Genomic DNA, 21,045 nt, shown 5'->3' on the forward strand with positions numbered 1-21,045 from the left:
AAAGAGAGCATCAGCTCTCAGATCCTATGTCGACCCAGAAATGCACCTCTGAGCAGCCACCGGAGACACCGCAGACATCAAAGGGCAGGCTGAGGCTTTTCTCCGGAACCGCTGAGTAGTGCTCCCAGTCGAGGTAGTCCTCGTCGAGGAGGATCGTTATCCCGACGGTCCCCATCGGGTCATCGTCGTTGCCCCACTTTCCCGAATCCTCCTCCCAGCCGGAGTATTCGATGTACAGGAAGGGCAAATCTGCCCTTTTCGCGCTGAGGAGCTCCTTCCTGAGGAATAGAATACCGCTTCCGCTCATCGTCCTGTACTCCAGCTTTTTAAGCGGAGAGCAGGATGAGGTGTCGTATACAACCTCACCGGCCTCTATGTTGGGATAGGAGTAAGAGTGGCCGTCAGGCACGGCTACACCTACATTGACGTAGTGGCCGTTGTAGAACTCCTCCGGAAGCTCGGCTTCACCTTGAGTAAACCCTGCGCAGGAGCGGGCGTAGATGTAGTACTCGTCATCTCCCCATTCAGTATCTTTCGTGAACTCCATTGAGTGGAGCGTGGTCTTCAACTCCGCGTAGCGGAGCGTCCTCGGCACTTCCACCGTGTAAACGAGATATGTAACGACGAGGTTGCCGTCCCCTGATGGAACCTCTATAAGAGCACCTTTCGCGAACTCTCCCGAGAGAGGATCGAGCGAATACGGTGCCATGCCGAGGAAGTCCGGCTCGGCTCCAACGAGCCACTCAAAGACCTCACCCCAAAGGTCGCTCGCGCTCTCGCCGCTCGTGAGTCTGTATCCCCAGGACATCCCCTTGTAGGCGTAATCCAGGGCCGTTGAAATCTCTCCCGTGGCAATACCTATACCGATGTCAGCCAAGAACCCAACCCCTGTGGTTACGTATGAGCCCGGCTCGTCCCTGTCCCATGCCATCGTGTTGAAGTATATCCTCCGGTACTTTTTGGCCTCCTCAACGGACATGGCGAAGATTGGATATCCATTGATGAAGGTGCCCTCAAGGCTGGTTGCATTTTCATCGTGATACAGCAGCCTGCTCCTGTCCTCCGCTTCAACCCAATGGGCAACTGGATAGCCGAAGGTGTAAACGGAGCTGTAGTTGAGAGGCCAGACCTTCCCCTCGGGCCACCATAGACCGTATGCCCATGACGTTAGCTGTATCTCTCCCTCGGCATAGTCGCCGTTCTCCTTTATGTAGACGTCCTCGACAACTATGACAAGATATTCCTCGACATCTTTCTCTATCCTCAAACCCTCGGTCGCGTTGAACCAGAGGTTTGCCCTTGCTGGGAAGCGGTACTTATAGGGGGGAAACGCGAACCAGCCCCGGAAGTACCTCCAAGGGATCAGGCTGAAGAGGTTCTCCAGGGTGACGTTGAGGACGTTGCCGTCCGCAAAGGCTTTCCCCTCGCGATAGACGTTTCCGGTTGAGTCCTTCAGGAGGTAGTGGTCGGCATAGATGTATGCAATCCAGTCGGCCTTTCCGTTGTCGGTGCTGTCGATGTAGAATAACACCGGTAATTTTCGTAGTTCCTCCTCACTCTCGAAGTAGAGGCTCAGGCTCAGGTCGTAGGAGTGGGCCTTTGCGTGGAGGCTGAACTTTCCTCCGGGCTCTCCGTAGTAGGAGGAGCTCATGTAATCTATCCATCCCCTCTCGTATTCGATGGTAAAGACACCGTTGCCTGGGTAGTGCACTATCTCGCCATCCCCCATCGGGACGGCCTTGGCTCTCATGTAGACCCTCCTTGGAAAAACATCCCTGAAGTTCTCGATGGTGAAGCTCACCGATGAACCCCTGACGTCCACGTTTCCGCTGGAGAGCTCAACCAGTCCGTTTTCACCCACCTCATAGAGGGTGAAGCCACCGCTGTAAAGATGCAGCTCCCACATCCTTCCGAACTCACTCCCCTCATCGAAGTATAGAACGGTCGGTTCGTAGGTTATCTTCCTGTTGTGGATTACGTCGTAAAAGACCTCCGCGTGGACGTAGGTTTCCGCCAGTTCTTCGTCCGCGAACTTTATTGTGAAGACGAAGTTTTTACCCGGGTCTCTGCTCGATGTCAATACGCTTATCCAGTCGATAACGTCCCTTTCTCCCGGCGAGAAGGCCATCGAGCTTATCGGCCCGGCGTAGCTGAAGTTGGCCTTAACCATCGTCACCGGCACTATTACTGGAGTCAGGCTCACGTTGAAGTCGAAGTTGAGCGAGAACCCAGGCCCTGTTCCGTTCCCGTTGGTCTCTCCGGCTTCACAGCCGAGGTCAGGGTCTTCACCTTCGCAGAGGATGTTTCCGTCCTCGTCGTAGCTTAGGCTTTCATTGGGTGGTGTTTCGGTTGGAGCTTCAGTGCCTGTATCTGTGGATGTTTGGGTCTCGGTTACAGTTTCGGTTGTTCCCGTCTCGGTTGTTGAGCTTTCCATCGTTGAGGTTGTCCCACCACCATCTTCCTCCGAATTTCCAGTCATCGTGCCCGTGGATGAGGGGGTGTTCCCGATACATCCGCCCACGAGCACCATGACACTCAATAATGTAAGGAGTAAGAGCTTAACGGTTTTTCTCATGAGTTTCCCTCCCGCTCCAAACCCGGGGCAGAAAAGGAAAGATAGCTCCAAACGGCTTGGACTTTACCCAATTATGTCCCCCATTTTATTTAAGAGTTTCTACGTCGACAAGTCACTCGACGATGGACTTAAGATAACTTTATTAATCCATGTCCTGTTATTACCATCGGTGGTGGAATGATAGAGGTCGAAGGCCTCGTCAAGAGGTTCGGTTCTAACGTGGCACTCAAAGGGATAACCTTCACGGTCAAAGACGGCGAAATTTACGGCCTCCTCGGCCCCAACGGGAGCGGAAAGAGCACGACGATGAAAATCCTGGCCGGAATAATTCCCCCAAGCGGAGGAAAGGCCATCGTCAACGGGATAGACGTTTCCAAGGACCCCCTCCGGGTGAAGAGGATAGCCGGCTACGTCCCGGAAACGCCGGTCCTCTACGAGAGCCTCACACCGGTTGAGTTCTTCAACTTCATCGGAAGCGTGAGGAGGATTCCGAAGGAGGAGCTCCAGGAGCGCGTGGAGACCTTTGTGAGGGCGTTCGGAATAGAAAAATACCTCGGCGAGATGATTGGTTCGCTCAGCTTTGGTACAAGGCAGAAAATCTCCCTTATATCCGCCATGCTCCACGACCCAAGGGTTCTCATCCTCGACGAGGCCATGAACGGTCTCGACCCCAAGAGCGCCCGAATCCTGCGGGAGCTCTTACTCCAGTTCAGGGAGGAGGGCAGGAGCATAGTCTTCTCCACCCACGTTCTGGCTCTGGCCGAGACTATATGCGACCGCGTTGGTGTCATATACAACGGTGAGATAATCGCCGAAGGAACTGTGGAGCAGCTCAAAAGCTTTGCACACGAGGAGAGCCTTGAAGATGTGTTCCTCAAGCTCACCGAGAGCCAGGAAGAGGTGGCCGGAATAGTTAGGGCGCTTAAAGATGCTCTTTAGGGTGGGAGCATGTTCGAGATAGTCAGAATCCTCTACAGGGAGCTTCACTACCGGCGTTTGAAGAGCAACCCCCAGATAGCGGCCGACCCGGAGAAGTTCAGGAAGCAGCTCAGGAACTCCGGGGACATGAAGAGGGGCATAGCACTCCAGTCCGTTGCCTTCCTCTTCTTCGGGATCATGATGGCTGGAGGTATCGCCGGAGCGGAGGACGAGACGAGGGCGTCCGTTATGTTCGCAACCTACGCGCTCCTGCCCTTCGTGATGGCCCTCTACACGACGACGGTAAACGCTTCCTACGCCGTCTCGATGGGAATCTTTGAGCCTCTCAAGCCTCTGCCGATAAGGACCGGCTCAAAGTATCTCAGCGTTCTCCTGGCGATAGACAACGTTCCTGCCGTTATAGCCCTCCTGCCGGCTGTCATTGCTATGGCCACAAAATACGGACTTCCTGGGGTACTCGGCCTTCTCTGGATCCTTACGGGGGCGTTCCTCGGCCACGTCCTTGGACTGATCGTTTTCACCTTCTTCGGTTCGGCGAGCGTGGGCGGCAGGTTCTCAAAGCTCAGAACCCTCGCCAGAACCGTTGGGGTTATACTCTTCATCAGCATGTTCTACGCCCTCAACTACCTTCAGAGCTACATCAACGAGCACTACGAGGAGATACTGCCCTTCTTTGCCAGGTACTCGATAGCCTATCCGTTCTCGGTTGCATCGATAGCCGATCCCCTCCACTCTCTCCTTCTGGTTCTTGGCTATCTCACCGTTCTAGTTCCGCTCTACCTGTTTATCCTTGGACGGCTCTGGGGAAGGCTTGAGGAGGGGGTGGAGGTTTCCCGCTCCAGAAACGTCCGCTTCAAGGCCGAAACCCACCATCCGGTTCTGGCCATTGCCCTCAAGGACCTGAGGATAGCCTTCAGGAAGAGCGCCCTCCTCGTGGGTTTGATTTTCCCCCTCTTCATAATCCTTCCGAGCGCTCTGAATCTCCTCACGGCCGGCTCGATCAGGGAATGGGCCGTTGCGTCGGTTCTGCTTATGATAGCCTGGATAACCTCGGTCGGGGTGGACACGGTCCTCAAGATAGACGGGAAGGAGTTTGAACTCCTGAGGAGCCTCCCGATAACGGTCGGCCAGTTCGTCAGGGGAAAGCTCCTCGTCATGAACGCGGTTCCGGTCACCGCGGGCGTTGGTCTGGTTCTGGCGGTTTCATACATCAACGTTAAAACGCTCGTCCTGCTCCCGGCAGCGCTTCTTCTGCCTCTCATGACGTCTTCGATAGCCTTGGCCTTCTTCTACAGGGGCGAGAAAGAGCTATCCGTGCCTGAGACGAACTTCGGGCATGTCCTGGTCCTTATGATGCTCAACGGAATCGCCCTAGGCATCGTGGCCGGCATCTGGTACTTCCTCGGCTATCCATACGCGTTGACCGTGATGGCTCTGGAGGTTCTCCTCGCTCAGGTGACCCTCAGCAGGTGATGTGGAATATTGCAAGGACTTTCCTTTTTCCCCAGAGTTCGTTGAAGAGCTCCACCGCTTCGTCAGTCGGCTTTTCGATGACCTCTTTGTTCGCCACCAGTTTCCTGCTCTCCGGCAAAAGTGACAGCCTTCCCCAGGCACCGGTTCCTACTATCAAAACATCGAACTCCTCCTTCAGGTACTCCCTCAGCTCATCCGGGTCGAGCCTATGGCTTGTCCCGTGCTTTTCCTTGCTGAGCCACTTTTTGCGCCTCTCGATTTCTCCGCTTGGATAGATCACGATGTCGTGGTCGTAAATCTTGCCGTCCGCTAGTATTTTCCCAAAGGTGAGATATTCAAGATGCATTTGTCCCTACCTCCATAACATGTCTGGAATATTTTATTAACAGGTCAGATAAACGAGCTATATCCTTATTTGAGAGTGTTCTAGGGAGAGCGCATAAATAAAACTTGATTTGAGAGGGGAAGAGGACTGGAATTGTTGATTTTCCTTCAAAAATTGTTGGTCCCGCAAATACCACTATAGGGGTAATAAAGTAATGTTCACCATACTTTCTTTCTAGGAACTTTGAGAGAATTGCAGCGTTCCTTTTAGCCAACCTGCTAAGACTTTTGATGGGCATTATTTCACCATACTTGGTTTTATAATACCACTTGTCACCTTCGGCATAGTAAATCCCTGAATACGTCTTAGTCTCCAGAGCAAAAATTCCTCTGTCACAAATTAACACATGATCGATGTTTGAATGCATGTTGGGTAAGATAAGATCGGAAAGAAGCACTCCAGTTAGACAGTTAATTTTTGAAAATTCCTCGATCACTAAGTATTCTCCTTCAAATCCTGTGGCCCATCGGTCAAATTTATTAGTGCAATACCTTGCAAAAATGATAGCAACAATAGTAACAAAAAGAAAAAACGGATGTACAAGAATGCTCAGACCCAAGGACACAGCCGCTAAGACAATTGACTTATTACGTAACTTTTTCCAATGGAGAGCATTCTCACCGGTATAAATCATTATCTCACCCCAAGTGCGTCCTTCAGAATCTTTGCGTGGTCGAAGGCCAGCGGCAGCTTTAGTGCCTCATCCATGGAGAAGACATGCACTTCTTTGGCGTCGTCCCCGGCCTTCAGTTTTCCGGTTCCAACCGCCAGAAAGGCCGTCGTCACGGTGTGACCCCTCGGGTCGCGGTTCGGGTCGGAGTAAACGCCGACGAGCTCGATGAGCCTCACGTCGAGACCGGTTTCCTCCTTCGCCTCCCTCTTGGCGGCATCTTCAACGGTCTCGCCGTACTCAACGAATCCCCCTGGCAGGGCGTAGTGGCCTTTGAACGGTTCGTGCTTCCGTTTTATGAGGACAACGCCGCCGTTGTAGAGGATGACGATGTCAACGGTAAGGCCTATGCACCTGTGCATCTCGACCCTGAGTTCCGGATGGGTTCTGGAGAGAAACTCTCTGAGCTCCTCCCGTACGGGGGTTATATCGTAGCCCTTCGGGGCTTTTACGAGCAGTACGTAGCGGTCCATAACACCACCTCAGGGAAGTCCCTTCTCATCATCTTCAGCATGCTGACGTTTCATCATCGGTGAGCATAGTTATCCCTATGGATTTATATCGTTAAGCCTCTCGACCGCCACCCTCATAGCCAGCTCGTTGACATCTTCCATCGAGAAGGAAAAGTCCCTGTGCTTTAGGAAAAGAGCGGTGAAGGCGTTTGCCTTTTTTAGGGCCTGAATGAAGGGGCACTGAGAGTAGAAGTAGCTGAAAGATGCTAGAAATACGTCGCCCGCTCCGGTGGATTCTTCAATATCCATCTGGATGGGCCTGTATCTGTATCCCCTGCTCTTGAGGTATGCGAACCCCGGCTCCGCGCCTTTGCTTATCAGGAGAACTTCAACATCACCGGGACTAAAGTTGGTAAGATATCGTGTTTCCGTGAGATCGGCATGAAGAACTCTCATCCCCCTGAGGAAGGACGCATCAATCTCTCGAAGCCTCACCGGGCCAACTTCTGGCGCCCTTATAAATCCCTGAACGTCGGCAACGAGAAAGTTCGACAGCTTCTTAAACTTGGTGGCACTTTCGGGGGGAATCTCCCCGGTAACCGGGTTCAGCATTACCATGTCGTAATCCCCACCCGGCACGTCCACTATTGGAGGGGCCCTTGAGAGGAGTCGGAGCTTTCTTCTGTTGGCGTCGATGTAGCGGAGCTCGTAGGAGGTACTCTCATTGGAGGGTATTATCCGGAGTTTTATACCAAGTTCCTTCAACTCATCGAGCCACTCGCCCGGAAAATCCTCACCCACGCTTGTCAGCACCTCAACGTCGCAGAAATTTGCTAGGGTTATCGCGGAGTAGTAGGCTCCTCCGCCGATCCTTTTTTCGAATCTCGAACCCCTTATTATTCTGTCGATGACCAGGTGCCCAGCGAGAAGGCATTTCATTTTAACCTACCTAATCTTTTGTTTTAGAGGGCACTTGAATAAAAACCTTTTGGAAATTTGGCGAAAAGTTTATAAAGGCAAAAGCGAAAAGCTTAAAAGGATATGTCCTTTTGGGGTGGGGCTATGAGACGCCTGGGCAAAGTTTCTCACTACGCGAAGCAGGGGTTCCTTATTCTGCGTACGGACTGGGTTCCTTCGCTCAACGACCCGGTGGTTGACAAAAAGCTCACCGTGGTCGGGGTAGTGAAGGATGTCTTCGGACCAGTTGGCAGACCGTACGTGGCCGTGAAGCCACGCATCAAGAATCCCGAGACTTACGTCGGGACTCTGCTCTACGTTGATACCAAGCGCAAGAAGTCGAGGCCGGGGAAGACCGGCAAGAGGCGCACGAAGGGCGGAAAGGCAAGACGCCCTGCCCCCAGAAAGAGGGGGTGAGAGCTTTTGGCTGATAAGAATGTTTGTCCGGTTTGTGGCTCCGATAAGTTGTTTTATGACCCGCGGAGGGGCGAAATTGTCTGTTCTGTCTGCGGTTACGTCGTTCAGCAGAACGTCATTGATGAGGGTCCCGAGTGGCGCGCATTCGATCCGGATCAGAGGGCAAAGCGCGCCAGAACCGGTGCGCCCATGACACTGATGATCCATGATAAGGGCCTCTCCACTGACATAGACTGGCGCGATAGGGATATACACGGCAACCAGATAACCGGAATGTACAGGACGAAGATGCGCCGCTTGAGGATGTGGCAGCGCAGAATGAGAATAAACGACGCCGCCGAGAGAAACCTCGCCTTCGCCCTCAGCGAGCTGGACAGAATGGCAGCCCAGATGATGCTACCGAGGCGCGTTAAGGAAGTTGCTGCATCGCTCTACCGTAAGGCCGTTATGAAGAAGCTCATCAGGGGAAGGTCCATAGAAGGCATGGTTTCAGCGGCACTCTACGCCGCCTGCAGAATGGAGAGCATCCCGAGGACTCTCGACGAGATTGCTGCGGTTTCGAAAGTCACGAAGAAGGAGATAGGTCGGAGCTATCGCTTCCTCGCGAGGGGGCTTGGTCTGAACCTCCGGCCGACAAGTCCGATAGAGTACGTTGACAGGTTTGGTGATGCCCTCGGCGTTAGTCAGCGGACGAAGAAGCGCGCCAAGGAGATACTCCAGGAGGCCATTAAGAGGGGTATCACTAGCGGAAAGGGTCCTACAGGTCTCGCGGCGGCGGCACTCTACGTTGCCTCCCTCCTGGAGGGGGAGAAGAAGACCCAGCGCGAGGTAGCTGAGGTAGCGCACGTGACCGAGGTCACCGTCAGGAACCGGTACAAGGAACTCGTGGAGAAGCTCAACATAAACGTCCCGATATGAGGGATGCCCTTGCTGATAGCGGTAACGGGCGACACGCATCACGGTGACAAAACGAGGAACCTCCCTTCCCTTCTTTTCCAGCATCTTGAAGAGAAAACTCCGGATTTGATACTCCACACGGGAGACGTTACGTCCCATGAACTCCTGGAGAGGCTTGAGGATTTCGCGCCGGTTATAGCAGTTCGCGGCAACGCCGACCACCTCAACCTTCCAGAGGAGAAGCTAATCGATGTAGAGGGCGTGAGTATCGGTCTCCTCCACGGTCATCAGTTTTTCTCGCTCAACGCTCAGTTTTTGACGCTTAAGGCACTGGACATGGGTGTGGACGTTCTAATTTTCGGTCACACCCATCGCTTTTACCACGATACATACTCTGTCCACGGGAAAAGAGTGGTTCTTCTCAACCCCGGCTCGCCAACGTTTCCGAGGATGGATTCCGCAGGTTTTGCATTTTTGAGGGTCAGCGACGAAGGCGTTAGAGTCGAAAGAATACGTTTCTGGTGAGGGTTTAAAACTTTCAGAAAAGCTAAGGAAGGAAAAGAAAGGCCATCAGCTCTTGATGGCGAGCTTGATGTCCTCGGCCTTGACGGTCTTCCTGCCGGCGTGGTGGGCGAGGTCGACCGCCTTCTTGGCGATCTCCATGGCCTTCTCCTCAAGGTGCTCGGCCAGGAGCTTGGCGGCGTCCTCGCTGACGCGGGCGGCGCCGGCCTTCCTTATCAACCTGTCAACTGGGGCAATCGGCAACTCAGCCATTTTCCCAACCTCCTAAACGTTGTTTTGCAGGTATCTGCGTTCTATTTTAGGAAGGAAGGTCTATATAAACCTTTCGGAAACTGGGGCCTCTGGAGCCAATAATCGGCCATTTTTGGGTGAGATGTTGAGAAATCTATTATCCTTAGCCTACTGACTTATGAACGGGCAAATACTAACTTGAGGGCAAAGTTTCAAAAACGACAAATCGGGCGTTAAATCGTATTTAGGGGCCCACTAAACCTTTGATTTCTAAAAGGAAAGCAGGAGTTTGGAGCGTTGACGCAGGAAAAGCGTCTCCAATACTCACATAGAGGCAGGAATGCCCCAGTTCTGCACCACAGCATTTTTATAGGTGGCGGTGATATCTTTAGGTTACTCAGGAGGTGAAAGCATGGTAGAGAAGTTTGACAAGATATACGACTACTACGTGGACAAGGGCTATGAGCCCAACAAGAAGAGGGACATAATAGCCGTGTTCCGCGTAACCCCTGCCGAGGGGTACACCATCGAGGCGGCCGCGGGAGCTGTTGCTGCCGAGAGCTCAACCGGAACCTGGACGACCCTCTACGAGTGGTATGAGAAGGACAGGTGGGCGGACCTTTCCGCCAAGGCCTACGACTTCCACGACATGGGCGACGGCAGCTGGATAGTGAAGATAGCATATCCCTTCCACGCCTTCGAGGAGGCAAACCTTCCCGGGCTTCTTGCGAGCATAGCGGGCAACGTCTTCGGAATGAAGCGCGTTAAAGCTCTACGCCTTGAGGATCTGTACTTCCCCGAGAAGCTCATCAGGGAGTTCAACGGCCCGGCATTCGGTATAGACGGTGTCAGGAAGATGCTCGACATAAATGACAGGCCCCTCTACGGTGTCGTTCCAAAGCCCAAGGTCGGCTATTCACCCGAGGAGTTCGAGAAGCTCGCCTACGACCTGCTCTCCAACGGTGCTGACTACATGAAGGACGACGAGAACCTCACGAGCCCCTGGTACAACCGCTTTGATGAGCGCGCAGAGATAATGGCAAGGGTGATAGAGAGGGTTGAGAACGAAACCGGCGAGAAGAAGACCTGGTTTGCCAACGTAACCGCGCCGCTCCTTGAGATGGAGCGCAGGCTGGAGGTTCTGGCCGATCTCGGCCTCAAGCACGCGATGGTCGACGTCGTTATAACCGGCTGGGGCGCACTCGAGTACATAACCGAGCTCGCCGCCGATTACGGTCTGGCAGTCCACGGTCACAGGGCCATGCACGCGACCTTCACGAGGGACCCCTACCACGGCATCTCGATGTTCGTCCTGGCGAAGCTCTACAGGCTTGTCGGTATCGACCAGCTCCACGTCGGAACCGCCGGAGCCGGCAAGCTCGAGGGAGGAAAGTGGGACGTCATCCAGAACGCGAGGATCCTGAGGGAGAAGCACTACAAGCCGGACGAGAACGACCTCTTCCACATGGAGCAGAAGTTCTACGGCATAAAGGCAGCATCCCCGACCAGTTCGGGCGGCCTTCACCCAGGCAACATTCAACCCGTCATAGAGGCCCTTGGAAGGGATATCGTCCTGCAGCTTGGCGGTGGAACGCTCGGACACCCCGATGGACCGGCCGCTGGAGCCAGGGCAGTCAGACAGGCGATAGATGCCATCATGCAGGGCATCCCGCTCGACGAGTACGCAAAAACTCATGAGGAACTCGCCAGAGCCCTAGAAAAGTGGGGCCACGTCACTCCAGTCTGATACTGCCAACTTTTTTCTTCCATTTTCGTCTTCCGTTCAAATTTCCAGCCGGAGGAGATTTAACAGCTGAAAACCTTCTTTTCTTGGTGGGAATCATGGTTCACCCAGGCGGATTCTTGGAGGTAATCACCGGTCCGATGTTCGCTGGAAAGACAACCGAGCTGATAAAGCGCATTGAGAGGCAGATGTTCGCGAAGAGGAAGGCGGCTCTCTTCAAGCCGAGCATAGACAACAGATATTCCGAGGATGAAGTCGTTGCCCACAACGGTTTGAAGTATGAAGCCTTCGTTATCCCGACCGATGAGGAAGGGGTTAAGAGGATTGTGGAAATAACGAAAAGAGAGGGCTACGAGGTCATAGGCATTGACGAGGTGCAGTTCTTTCCCATGGCAATCGTGGAGACCCTTGAGAAACTCGCCGACGAGGGAATCTACGTGATTGCGAGCGGGCTCAACCTCGACTTTAAAGCCGACCCCTTCCCCGTCATGAGGGAACTGCTCGTTCGGGCGGACAACATAGTATATCTTACTGCCGTGTGCACGGTCTGCGGGAAGCCAGCTACCCGGACCCAGCGCCTCATAGACGGAAAACCGGCACCCCGTGACTCGCCCGTGATACTCGTCGGCGGAAGCGAGAGCTACGAAGCCAGATGCAGGGAGCATCACCTCGTTCCTTAATTTCTTCCAATTTCCCAAATCACCGAAAAGCTTAAAGTAATCTTTTCTTACATCAGGTTAGGGAAAGGGGGTGAGACCATGGAGTCAAATAAGAACATGGGGAGGTTACTTGACATACTCGGAAACGAGACGCGAAGGAGGATACTCATCCTGCTCACCAAGAGACCGTACTTCGTGAGCGAGCTTAGCCAGGAGCTTGGAGTGGGCCAGAAGGCAGTGCTTGAACACCTCAGGATACTCGAGAGCGCGGGGCTCATTGAAGGGAGAACCGAGAAGATACCGCGCGGCAGGCCCAGGAAGTACTACACCATAAAGCGCGGCTTCCGCCTTGAGGTCCTGCTCACACCCTACGCATTCGGCACGGAGATGTACGAGCCCAAGGCCCCGAGACAGACCAAGGAGTACGCCCAGGCTAGGGCTCTTATAAAGTCAACGGAGCCGGCCGAGGAGAAGATAGACGAGCTTCTGGCTTTTCTGGCCGAAATACAGGGCAGAATAGAGGAGATAATCAGGATGAAGCAGGAGCTCGAGGAGGTTCGCCTGCTCACGGAGACCTACATCGAGAGCCTCTTCCGCCGCATTGCCCAGGAAAACGAGAGGGAATTCGAGAGGCTGATGAAAGAGTTCAGGGCCAGACTTCCGAGAAAAATACTCGAAGACCTTGAAGACTTTTAGGAAGCGGCTTGAAGAGAATAAATCCTAGAAAAGGGCCTCAGAGCATCTTGCCCTCTTCCTTCATCCTCACGAGCCGGGTTATGTAGCCCGCTATCCTGTTCCTGATGGTCTTGCTGGTGACGTTGGTGAGCTCCTCAACCTTCTTCTTGTTGTGCTCAAAGTCCCTCGTGAACTCGTTCGGGTAGCGGTCAAACAGCTCGCGGGCAACCCTCTTGATGAACGTCTGCTTGATGTTTCCCATCATCAATCCCCCCGTTAGCTTGATTCTTACAGCCGTAACTCACATTATAAGAGGCCTTTTAAAAGTTTTCCCAGAACCGGCAAAAACAAAGCTGTTCCTCACTCCTTTATGAGCTTCCTGCGGAGGAGTTCGAGCACGTCAACGCTGGTTTTTCCGGGATAGACTTTCCCAAGGGAATTCACCCTCACGATGGCGAACCCAGCGTTGATCCTCAGGAGGCCCTTAACGGCGCGCCCCAGGTTCATCCTATCACCCTGTGTGGTATTTCTCCGCTACACTTAAAAAGTTTTTCACTCATTTGACCGGAGATTTATAAACCCCCGCTCGAAGCTGAAATCATGCTAAGGGAGGTAATCCGCTGCAGGGGTCATGAGAACGTCAGGGCAACGCACAGATCAACGCTGGAGTTCACGAAGGAGGATTACCTAACACCCCGCGGTGACTGCATACTCTGCATCGAGGCCGACAAGGGGTTAAAAGACCTTAGCGATGAGTTCAAGGCCGCTCTAAAGGCCGGAAGGAAGCTCCTAATACGAATAAAGGTTGGGGATCTGGTTGATGAGGTTCTCGCCGAGGGAAGTCCAGACCTGATCCTCGACCACGAGTACTCAATGGTCGTCCGTAAGAGCGAATACATTGACGCCAGAACCCTTGCCATAAGGGCGAACAAAGCAGCTAAGGACATAGACAGGAAAATAGTGGAGCTCCTGAAAAAACCTAAAACCGAGGCCGAAGTTGAGCTCATCGTCCTTGGGTAGCCGATTGGTCCCCCCGTTCTTCCAATGTCCCTTTATCATTTGCCTCCAGATCGTCCCTGGAAAGGACACCGAAGAGTGCTATCTTCTCCACGTCTGTCAGGACATCTTCAATGTTGAGGGGAGGCAGTTCCCTCCTCAGGATTGAGAGCTGGGTTTCCTGGAAGGAGCTTTCTTCGACCGCAACGATCAGGGTGGACCCTGTCATTATCATGTAGTCCCTCAGGGCGGAGAGAAGCTTCATGACGCTCTTGAAGTCGTTGTACAGCAGGAGATGCTCAAGCCCGTCAAGGACTACGAGCACTCCTCCACCTTTCTCGGAGATGAACTTCATTATCTCCCCCTGGAGGACGTGGAGTTTGGAGGGGTCGACGGAATCAGGGGCGCCTATGCGGGTTATCCATATTTTCCTGTCAAATTCACGACACCCCTTGGTGGTCAGGCTCCTCCCGAGGTAGAGGGTCGCCGTGGCGAACTTGCACAGAGGCTCTATTTTGGGGAGCTTCGATGCCGGAACTGTGAAACCCCCCACGGGGAGAGGGTTTTTCTCACCCTCTGGAGGGGCTGATGGAAGTTTTGGGGGAAGTTTGGGAATTCCGGGCGCTTCTCCCTGCCCTAACTGGTGGAGGAGTTCGAGATATGTGAAAATAGCGACCAGGATGGTGACGTAGGAGAGCGTGAAGAAAGTTGCCATAATCCACCATACCCTGAGGCCGGTTCCGGACTCCAGTATCGTTCCTATGCTTCCTATCATGGAAAAAACGCTGGAGACCAGTGCGAGATAGGCAAGTTTTCTCGAAATTGGAGTCTCAAGGATTCTAAGGTACCCCCATGCCCGGTAAGCGGCAGCCGTCGAGATTAAGAGTATAAGGGCGCCGGCAACGAGACCCGGAAGGTTGTAGATATCCATGAAAGTCCCTCTCGCTAATTTTGTCCCCTCAACTACTTAAGATTTTGGTGGCTTTTTATCTCTCCCCTCGCAAGACCCACGTGTCTATCGGCCGCACCGTAGTAGAGGTAGCATCTACCCTCGTGCTCTATCATTGCCTCCGCGAACACCACGTTGTCAACCCACCCGTGCAGCTCCCAGTCGAAGGTCGGCCTGAGGATGGGCTTCTCGGTCCTCCATATGAGCTTTCTTGGGTCTTCCAGATCAAAGAGAGCCGCGTGCGTGTAATAAACGAGCTTTTCGCCCTCGTGGAAGGCTTCGCTGTGTATCAGGAGTATTCCGTCCCCTGTGCGGATTGGAGGGGGTCCGGGCTCAACGAGATGACCCCTAGGCATCAGGACGGGTTCCCTCTCATACTCCCAGTGAATGAGGTTCTTTGAGTAGGCGAGCCAGACGTTTGAGTCGCCGAAGTACATGATGTAGTGTCCCTTAAACGGCCCAGACTTCATTTTCTCCGGCAGAATAGCCCCACTCTTTGTCCAGTTGAGCTTTCCGTTCTTGGGGAAAGGAAACTCTTCAAAAACCACGCCATGTTTCTCCCAGTTCAGCAGATTCTTCGAGGTGGCGATGCAGAGCCGTGCCGTCTTTCCATCGTAGCCCGTGTAGGTCATGTAGTAGGTCTCTCCAATCCTCACAACGCGTGGATCCTCAACGCCGAGGCCCTCCCAGCTGTATTCCGGTTCCATGACCGGCTCGGGGTGCCTGATGAAGTTGACTCCGTCCTCACTCAGTGCCAGGCCGATCCTTCCGGTTGTCTTGTCACCTTTGGCCTCCGCACGGTAGAGCATGACCACCTTTCCTCTCCTTTTGACCACCGCGGGGTTGTAGACGTTCTTTGAGTCGAATCCTTCATCTGAAGGGGAAAGCACGGGTTTTGGAAGCTTTTCAAACCTGAACTCATAGGGGCTCAACGCTAACACCCCCATTGGCCACTATGAGATATTTCCTTCCTCCAAATGAAAGGCCTCTCAGGACGATGTTTATTCCTTCTGCCGGCTGGATGGTAAGCCCATCCCCCGTCTCCATTCCCAGTGAGGCTGTGACGAAGGCGAAAACGCTCGCCGCGCTCCAGACCTGGGGGGAGTTGGCCCTAGGCACCGGGACGAGTTCGTCCAGTCCGCTGTACAGCTCAGGAAGTTCTTTCTCGGGCATGAGCTTCGCTGCTGCGAGTATTCTGTCCGTGAGCTCCTTCGCAAGGTCGGCCCTTCCAGCCCTCGCGAGACCGAGGGCTATCAGCGCGTTGTCGTGCGGCCATACGCTTCCGCGGTGGTAGCTGAAGGGGTTGTAGGCTTTCTCTCTGGCACTGAGGGTTCTTATCCCGTACCGGGAGAGCATGTCCGGCTGGAAAAGCCTCTCCGCTAGTTCCCTCTCGTGATCGGCTATACCCGTCAGGAGCAGGTGCCCCATGTTCGAGGAGACGACTCTGAGTGGCCTTCCATCCCCGTCCAGCGCGAGGGCGTAGTAGGAGCCGAGCCAGAAGTCGCGGTTGAACCTTTTCCTGAGCCGTTCTGCCTCCCCGATTAAGGCCCCTCCATCGAGGTCGGTCAGCCCAAGCTCCCCTGCGAGCTTGAGCGCCCAGTAGGCGTAGCCCTGTACCTCGACGAGCGCTATCGGCGGCTTTGGAAGCTTCCCCTCTTCATCAACTATGGCATCCCTAGAATCCTTCCACCCCTTGTTGCCGAGTATCCCCGGGACGTAGGTTATGTAACCATCATCGAGCTTTCCGAGTATCCACTCGACGGCAGCGGTCAGGTTCGGCTTCAGTTCCTCTATCAGCCTCCTATCCTTGGTCCAGCGCAGGTACTCGCCCGCCAGCGCCACGTAGAGTGGGGTGGCATCGACCGTGCCGTAGTAGGGCGCGAAGGGAACCCTCCCAGACTGGGCGAGCTGACCAAGGCGGAACTCATGCGGTATCTTCCCCGGCTCCTCCTCGTTCTTCGGGTCGGTTTTCTTCCCCTGGAGTCTCCCGAAGAGCCTCAGCGTGCCGGCGGCGTATTCCGGGTAGTACGGCAGGAGAAAGAGTGAGGTTATTATAGCGTCCCTTCCGAAGGGGCATGCGAAGTAGGGAATTCCCGCGAGGGGAACCAGCCCGAAGCGCGTGAACAGCGTCAGGGCGTTTATGTTCTCAACCGCCCTCTCGAATATCCCGTCGATGGCGGGTGAGCCTGTGAAGGCGACGTTTTTTATCGTTTCCCTTTTCTCTGCGAGTATCTCCGAGACCCTGCCCTCGATTTTAGGAATGAACCGGACGTAGAGGACCGCCTTCCCGAGGGGAGGTAGCTCAAGTTCCGCCCTTAAGAGACTTTCCTCCCTCTCCATGTTGGTCTCGATGAAGAGGCTCCTCCTTCCGGCGGGGCTTTCCCTCAGGTGCCTTCCTCCGGCTGGGGCTATTGCCTCCCCGCCCTTCAGCCCCATGAAGCCCCGGACTTGGAATATGTCCTCAAGGGGAGCCTCGTAGGTGTATCTGACATTGACACCGAGCGGTTTTTCGGATGTATTGTAAAAGGAGAACTTCTCCTCGTAAACCCCGTCAAGGGTTCTCAGCCTCACAAGGATTCCCCGTTCGCCGAGGGAGAAGTGTGAAACCGCCCGGGTAAAGGTAGACGATGCCCCGATGAAGCCCGGCTCCGGAGAAACTTCAAGCTTGGCTTTTCTGACGAATCTGGTGTCAAGAAAATAAAAGCCGTCGTAGTGGGAGGGCATGTCTCCCCTCTCGTCGCTCAGGACGAAGGCCCCGTTGCCGGCTAGGATGGTTCTCATGGCTACCCCTCAAGGAAGGACTTTACCTCACCTGCATCGCCAAGGTCTATCGCCTTTACCCCCCATAGCCTCGCGGTAAAGCGGAGCTCCTCGGTGTAGTCGCCGGGGACCAGCGAGAGGTGGTTGGCCCCCATGGCGGAGATGAACGTTTCTTTGTCGAGCGGGTTCCTTATGGCCGTATGCGGCCACTGCTTGCCCCATTTGAGCTTTGATTCCATTTCCCCCGTTATCTCAAGGCCCTCCGCGAGGAAGTAGAGGAGGTAGTACTCTCCCCCGCGACGTATGAGCCTCGCCACGGTGAACTCCGCCGGAGGGGTTCTGTAGGTTAGCGCCCCGCCGCTCGCCCCCTGGCACTGTCCCTGGACGGTTGTTGCCTTGAGGTTCTCCTCCGGGTTCTCGCTCAGCCTTGCGTAGTAGAGCGAAGCCGCGCCGCAGTTGGCTATCATGACGACCTCGTCGTCCACATACTTTATATCTCCGAAGAGCGGGGGCTTTCCGCTCAGATAGAAGAGGAGCGCCGAGCTTATCGTGCCCTTGACGTCGCCCTCGCACGTCGCCGGGACTACCTCCTTCTCGCCCTCTGCATCGAGGCTGAACGGAAAGAGTGCGGGAATCAGACAGGCCGTAACGCCGTAGACCTCGCTCAGCTCCGGCTGACACTTTACCGAGACGGCTGAGACGTTACTCTGCTCTTTCCAGCTCTCCTTTGCGGCGAGGTAGAGCGCTATCTGTCTCCTCAACACCTCAGGCGTCAGCATGAGGTCGTCGAACTTGACTTCCATTTTCTCGGTCAGCCAGTCGTAGAACTCCTCCACGCGGACCCTCAATCTTTCGTCCGAGAGCATCTCCTCTGCCTTCCTCACCAGGACGTACTGGTCAAGGGTTATGAAGTCGCCGACGATTCTCTTAAGCCTCGGCAGGTCGTCCATGAGGTGCTCCATTCCGAGGGTGTACGGGGCTCCCCAGAGGAGGAGGGACTTCTTGGACAGCTTTGAGACGGCTTCAACGGCCCTTGCCCAGGCCTTTACCTTTTCAACGTCTCCTTTGAGGCGGACGTGGTTGAGGGCGTACTCGTTCACAGCGCTCTCCCAGAGCGAGGCACCAACGGATGTGACGCATGTAGTCCCGGCCCACGCAGGATCATCGTCGGCGTAGAGCAGTATTGGCCTCTTGGTCTCCCTAACGAGTGCTGTAACGAGGTTGCTCTCCGTCCAGTGCCACAGGCCCGCTATGATTCCGGAGGCGGAGCTCCCCCCGACTATCTTGGCGGCCCTGAAGCTCTCATCCATCGAATCTACCCCGAAGTTCTTACCGGCCTTTAAAGCCCCGTATTTTCCAAGCCTCTCGTTCACGTCGAGGACTTCAAAGCCTGCTCTCCTCAGCTCCCCAATGAGGGCGGAGTGCTTCTCCATCAACGCCCTCTCGCGCTCGATCGAGAGGGCCGTTGGCCGGGGGTCGGTGAAGGTGATAACGGCTATCATGGAACAACACCTTGGTATCCCAATTGCAGGAAACGTATATAACGGTTGTCGGAGGAAACAACCAAAAGTTGTTGCTTGTGGTGATGACGATGATGGTCTCCATCGGCGAAGTCCTCATCGACTTCATAGCCCTGCAGGAGGGGAAGCTTAAGGATGTGAAGTCCTTCGAGAAGCACCCCGGCGGCGCTCCTGCGAACGTTGCCGTCGGCCTTTCCAGGCTCGGAGTTGAGAGCGCCCTGGTGAGCAAGGTCGGAGACGACCCTTTCGGGGACTTCCTGATCGAAAGGCTCACAGATGAAGGTGTTAAGACATTCATCCCGAGAGACCCTGAGAGGCACACCGGCGTCGTTTTCGTCCAGCTCATCGGTGCCAGGCCGGAGTTCATACTCTACGACGGCGTTGCCTACTTCAACCTGAAGCCTGAGGACGTGGAGACTGCCCTTCTTGAGAGGGCGGAAGTTGTCCACTTCGGGAGCGTTCTCTTCGCCAGGGAGCCTTCGCGTTCGACGCTCTTCGGGATTCTGGAGGGACTTAAGGGAAAGGTTCCGCTGAGCTACGACGTCAACATAAGGCTCGACCTCTGGCGCGGAAGGGAGGATGAGATGCTCCAAGATATTGAGAGGGCCCTGAAACTTGCCGATATAGTCAAGCTCGGTGATGGGGAGCTGGCGTACCTTAGAGACAACGGAATAAGCCCCGAAGACTTCGACCTCAAACTATTCGCGGTGACTCTGGGTGCAGAGGGAAGCGAGCTGAGGATCGGAGGCGCTGAGGTTCATATCCCTGCTTACAGTGTCGAACCGGTTGACACCACCGGGGCTGGAGATGCCTTTATGGCCGCCCTCCTGGCTGGTCTCCACTACTCGAACCTGCTCGGTGAGAATTCCATAGATGAGGAGCACCTCAGAAAAATCGGCCGCTTCGCAAACCTCGTAGCCGCGCTCTCAACGACCCTACGGGGGGCCTGGAGCGTTCCAAAAATGGAGGAAATAGTCCTGATGAAAGAGGTGAGGGAGCTCTACCACCGCTCCAGCAGGTAGTCCTTTTCCTCAAGGAATACCTTCGCCCTCTCCTCTATCAGTTTTTCAGCCTCAAGGGTGCTCATGTCCATCGTTCTTTTGACGAAGTCCGCCGTCTTCGCGAAGTACAGCGGCACGAGGGGTTCCGCCTCGGTTAGAATTCCGTTCCTGTACGCCACGGCTCCGTCGTAGAGGACGTGGCTCCAGAGCCTGTCGTCGAACTCAAAGGTCTTGAGTGCACTCACCACCCCCTTGAGCGTCTCTTCACTAAGCGCCCTCCTCAGCACAGGTTCGTGCTGGGCGAATAGCTCCTTCGCCCTTATCTCCAGGAGCTCCAGGGTCACCTTTACCGGCTCGGGTTCACCTTCCTCAAGCTCCCCGAATACCGGGACGGGCTCTATCGTTCTCACGTGCTTCCAGATGTCCTCGTACTTCTTCATCAGCATGAACAGCGTTCCGACGACCTGGTTGAACATGGGGCCGAGGGAAGCGGCAGGATCCTTGGGGTCGTGTATCTTCATCCCCAACGCCGCCTGGGTGATTTTGAAGCCCCTAGCTATGGCAGTCGTCGTCAGGAAAATATCCACGCCGAAGCGCGCCACGTGTGTCTTCCAGACCTCCTCGTCTTCGAGGTAGGCCTCCATGAGCCTTCTGCTTATTCCGAAGTCCCCCCCTATCGGCTGTCTGACGTTCTTTCCGTAGAGAGAGGCCGTCATCGGGTAGGCTATGTTGTTGGTTATCGTGCCGTCCCACTTGTGCCTTATGTAGAGCGGCGCCACGAAATCGTAGCCCTCCTCGATGGGCCTGGCAAAGCGGTATATCCACTCGGGGGTTATGCTCCTTAAATCACTGTCGACGAAGACTATGGCATCGGCGTCTCTCCCGAGGGCGAACTCCATGAGCTCCTTCATGGCACTGCCCTTTCCCGGGATGGGCCATCTGTAAACGAAGCTGTGAACTTTGACACCATCCGGAACCTCTGTTCCCAAAACGGCGTCCCTCGTCCCATCGGTGCTTCCCCCGTCGGCGTTGACGACTATTCCTCCACCGAAATACTTCTTCAGCCCCTCAGCGGCCTGCTTCACGACAAAAGAGATTGTTTCCGCGTTGTTGTAACTGGGAATTCCAACGATGACCTTCATCTTTTCCACCCCATAAATTTACAACCATTTAAAGTGGTTTATTTTGAAAAGGATTATATACCTTTCGACCGTATCTGGAAG

23 protein-coding genes are annotated in these 21,045 nt (G+C 54.6%); 10 read left to right on the top strand and 13 right to left on the bottom strand.

The window, feature by feature from the left end:
* Nucleotides 1–10: 10 nt before the first annotated feature.
* Nucleotides 11–2,575 carry a hypothetical protein gene (locus E3E25_RS00885; RefSeq protein ID WP_167891468.1) on the bottom strand — a complete coding sequence of 855 codons (2,565 nt, stop codon included), beginning with the start codon at nucleotides 2,573–2,575 and terminating at the stop codon, nucleotides 11–13.
* 177 nt (nucleotides 2,576–2,752) lie between these two features.
* Here E3E25_RS00885 and E3E25_RS00890 point away from each other — a divergent pair, with 177 nt between their 5' ends.
* Together E3E25_RS00890 and E3E25_RS00895 are read left to right on the top strand one after the other, a co-directional pair.
* Nucleotides 2,753–3,514 carry an ABC transporter ATP-binding protein gene (locus E3E25_RS00890; RefSeq protein WP_167891469.1) on the top strand — a complete coding sequence of 254 codons (762 nt, stop codon included), beginning with the start codon at nucleotides 2,753–2,755 and terminating at the stop codon, nucleotides 3,512–3,514.
* A 9-nt stretch (nucleotides 3,515–3,523) separates the two neighbouring features.
* Nucleotides 3,524–4,987, top strand: a complete 1,464-nt coding sequence (locus E3E25_RS00895; RefSeq protein ID WP_167891470.1) for a hypothetical protein — start codon at nucleotides 3,524–3,526, stop codon at nucleotides 4,985–4,987.
* Here the strand turns inward: E3E25_RS00895 and E3E25_RS00900 are convergent.
* The 4 genes from E3E25_RS00900 to E3E25_RS00915 all read right to left on the bottom strand — a co-directional run bounded on the left by E3E25_RS00900 (nucleotide 4,977) and on the right by E3E25_RS00915 (nucleotide 7,433).
* Nucleotides 4,977–5,333 (bottom strand): Mth938-like domain-containing protein, encoded by a 357-nt coding sequence (locus E3E25_RS00900; protein ID WP_167891471.1) that lies wholly within the window; start codon nucleotides 5,331–5,333, stop codon nucleotides 4,977–4,979. The two genes, E3E25_RS00895 and E3E25_RS00900, sit on opposite strands and share 11 nt — an antisense overlap.
* A complete protein-coding gene (locus E3E25_RS00905) occupies nucleotides 5,323–6,006 on the bottom strand; it encodes a nuclease-related domain-containing protein (RefSeq protein ID WP_167891472.1) in 684 nt (227 codons plus the stop codon). The genes E3E25_RS00900 and E3E25_RS00905 overlap by 11 nt, the downstream gene beginning before the upstream one ends.
* A complete protein-coding gene (locus tag E3E25_RS00910; protein WP_167891473.1) occupies nucleotides 6,006–6,515 on the bottom strand; it encodes an NUDIX hydrolase in 510 nt (169 codons plus the stop codon). Before E3E25_RS00910 ends, E3E25_RS00905 begins: the two co-directional genes overlap by 1 nt.
* Nucleotides 6,516–6,590: 75 nt before the next feature.
* Nucleotides 6,591–7,433: a carbohydrate kinase gene (locus E3E25_RS00915; protein WP_167891474.1), complete on the bottom strand. Its 843-nt coding sequence runs from the start codon at nucleotides 7,431–7,433 to the stop codon at nucleotides 6,591–6,593.
* A gap of 123 nt (nucleotides 7,434–7,556) precedes the next feature.
* Between E3E25_RS00915 and E3E25_RS00920 the strand changes: the two genes are divergently transcribed.
* From E3E25_RS00920 to E3E25_RS00930, 3 genes are read left to right on the top strand one after another with little or no spacing between them, the layout of a single operon-like run.
* Nucleotides 7,557–7,868, top strand: a complete 312-nt coding sequence (locus E3E25_RS00920) for a Gar1/Naf1 family protein (protein WP_167891475.1) — start codon at nucleotides 7,557–7,559, stop codon at nucleotides 7,866–7,868.
* Between the two features lie 6 nt (nucleotides 7,869–7,874).
* Nucleotides 7,875–8,786: a transcription initiation factor IIB gene (locus E3E25_RS00925; protein WP_088865095.1), complete on the top strand. Its 912-nt coding sequence runs from the start codon at nucleotides 7,875–7,877 to the stop codon at nucleotides 8,784–8,786.
* Nucleotides 8,787–8,795: 9 nt separating this feature from the next.
* Entirely contained in the window at nucleotides 8,796–9,290 is a 495-nt protein-coding gene (locus E3E25_RS00930) for a YfcE family phosphodiesterase (protein ID WP_167892555.1), read from the top strand.
* A gap of 45 nt (nucleotides 9,291–9,335) precedes the next feature.
* Here the strand turns inward: E3E25_RS00930 and hpkB are convergent, their stop codons facing one another.
* Nucleotides 9,336–9,539: an archaeal histone HpkB gene (hpkB, locus tag E3E25_RS00935; protein ID WP_088853105.1), complete on the bottom strand. Its 204-nt coding sequence runs from the start codon at nucleotides 9,537–9,539 to the stop codon at nucleotides 9,336–9,338.
* A 391-nt stretch (nucleotides 9,540–9,930) separates the two neighbouring features.
* Here hpkB and rbcL point away from each other — a divergent pair, with 391 nt between their 5' ends.
* From rbcL to E3E25_RS00950, 3 genes are all read left to right on the top strand, one after another.
* Nucleotides 9,931–11,265 carry a type III ribulose-bisphosphate carboxylase gene (rbcL, locus tag E3E25_RS00940; protein WP_167891476.1) on the top strand — a complete coding sequence of 445 codons (1,335 nt, stop codon included), beginning with the start codon at nucleotides 9,931–9,933 and terminating at the stop codon, nucleotides 11,263–11,265.
* A 95-nt stretch (nucleotides 11,266–11,360) separates the two neighbouring features.
* A complete protein-coding gene (locus E3E25_RS00945; RefSeq protein ID WP_167892556.1) occupies nucleotides 11,361–11,942 on the top strand; it encodes a thymidine kinase in 582 nt (193 codons plus the stop codon).
* A 78-nt stretch (nucleotides 11,943–12,020) separates the two neighbouring features.
* A complete protein-coding gene (locus E3E25_RS00950; protein WP_167891477.1) occupies nucleotides 12,021–12,617 on the top strand; it encodes an ArsR family transcriptional regulator in 597 nt (198 codons plus the stop codon).
* Nucleotides 12,618–12,654: 37 nt separating this feature from the next.
* Here the strand turns inward: E3E25_RS00950 and E3E25_RS00955 are convergent, their stop codons facing one another.
* Together E3E25_RS00955 and E3E25_RS00960 are read right to left on the bottom strand one after the other, a co-directional pair.
* The gene (locus E3E25_RS00955) at nucleotides 12,655–12,858 is read right to left on the bottom strand and encodes a 30S ribosomal protein S17e (RefSeq protein ID WP_088865793.1); all 204 of its coding nucleotides are present in this window, start codon (nucleotides 12,856–12,858) and stop codon (nucleotides 12,655–12,657) included.
* A gap of 98 nt (nucleotides 12,859–12,956) precedes the next feature.
* Nucleotides 12,957–13,103, bottom strand: a complete 147-nt coding sequence (locus E3E25_RS00960) for a hypothetical protein (protein ID WP_167891478.1) — start codon at nucleotides 13,101–13,103, stop codon at nucleotides 12,957–12,959.
* Between the two features lie 93 nt (nucleotides 13,104–13,196).
* Between E3E25_RS00960 and E3E25_RS00965 the strand changes: the two genes are divergently transcribed.
* The gene (locus tag E3E25_RS00965; protein ID WP_167891479.1) at nucleotides 13,197–13,616 is read left to right on the top strand and encodes a DUF371 domain-containing protein; all 420 of its coding nucleotides are present in this window, start codon (nucleotides 13,197–13,199) and stop codon (nucleotides 13,614–13,616) included.
* Here the strand turns inward: E3E25_RS00965 and E3E25_RS00970 are convergent.
* From E3E25_RS00970 to E3E25_RS00985, 4 genes are read right to left on the bottom strand one after another with little or no spacing between them, the layout of a single operon-like run.
* Entirely contained in the window at nucleotides 13,600–14,523 is a 924-nt protein-coding gene (locus E3E25_RS00970; protein WP_167891480.1) for a DUF835 domain-containing protein, read from the bottom strand. The genes E3E25_RS00965 and E3E25_RS00970 overlap by 17 nt on opposite strands.
* 32 nt (nucleotides 14,524–14,555) lie before the next feature.
* A complete protein-coding gene (locus E3E25_RS00975) occupies nucleotides 14,556–15,473 on the bottom strand; it encodes a glycoside hydrolase family 130 protein (protein WP_167891481.1) in 918 nt (305 codons plus the stop codon).
* Nucleotides 15,460–17,322 carry an amylo-alpha-1,6-glucosidase gene (locus tag E3E25_RS00980; protein WP_167891482.1) on the bottom strand — a complete coding sequence of 621 codons (1,863 nt, stop codon included), beginning with the start codon at nucleotides 17,320–17,322 and terminating at the stop codon, nucleotides 15,460–15,462. The genes E3E25_RS00975 and E3E25_RS00980 overlap by 14 nt, the downstream gene beginning before the upstream one ends.
* A gap of 2 nt (nucleotides 17,323–17,324) precedes the next feature.
* Nucleotides 17,325–18,803: a fucose isomerase gene (locus E3E25_RS00985; RefSeq protein ID WP_167891483.1), complete on the bottom strand. Its 1,479-nt coding sequence runs from the start codon at nucleotides 18,801–18,803 to the stop codon at nucleotides 17,325–17,327.
* A gap of 89 nt (nucleotides 18,804–18,892) precedes the next feature.
* On the opposite strand from E3E25_RS00985, the gene E3E25_RS00990 reads away from it, so the two are divergent.
* Nucleotides 18,893–19,843, top strand: a complete 951-nt coding sequence (locus E3E25_RS00990) for a carbohydrate kinase (protein WP_167892557.1) — start codon at nucleotides 18,893–18,895, stop codon at nucleotides 19,841–19,843.
* Here the strand turns inward: E3E25_RS00990 and E3E25_RS00995 are convergent.
* Nucleotides 19,822–20,964, bottom strand: a complete 1,143-nt coding sequence (locus E3E25_RS00995; RefSeq protein WP_167891484.1) for a glycosyltransferase — start codon at nucleotides 20,962–20,964, stop codon at nucleotides 19,822–19,824. The two genes, E3E25_RS00990 and E3E25_RS00995, sit on opposite strands and share 22 nt — an antisense overlap.
* Nucleotides 20,965–21,045 lie beyond the last annotated feature (81 nt).

The organism is Thermococcus sp. MAR1 (assembly GCF_012027305.1).
Taxonomy (GTDB): Archaea; Methanobacteriota_B; Thermococci; order Thermococcales; family Thermococcaceae; genus Thermococcus.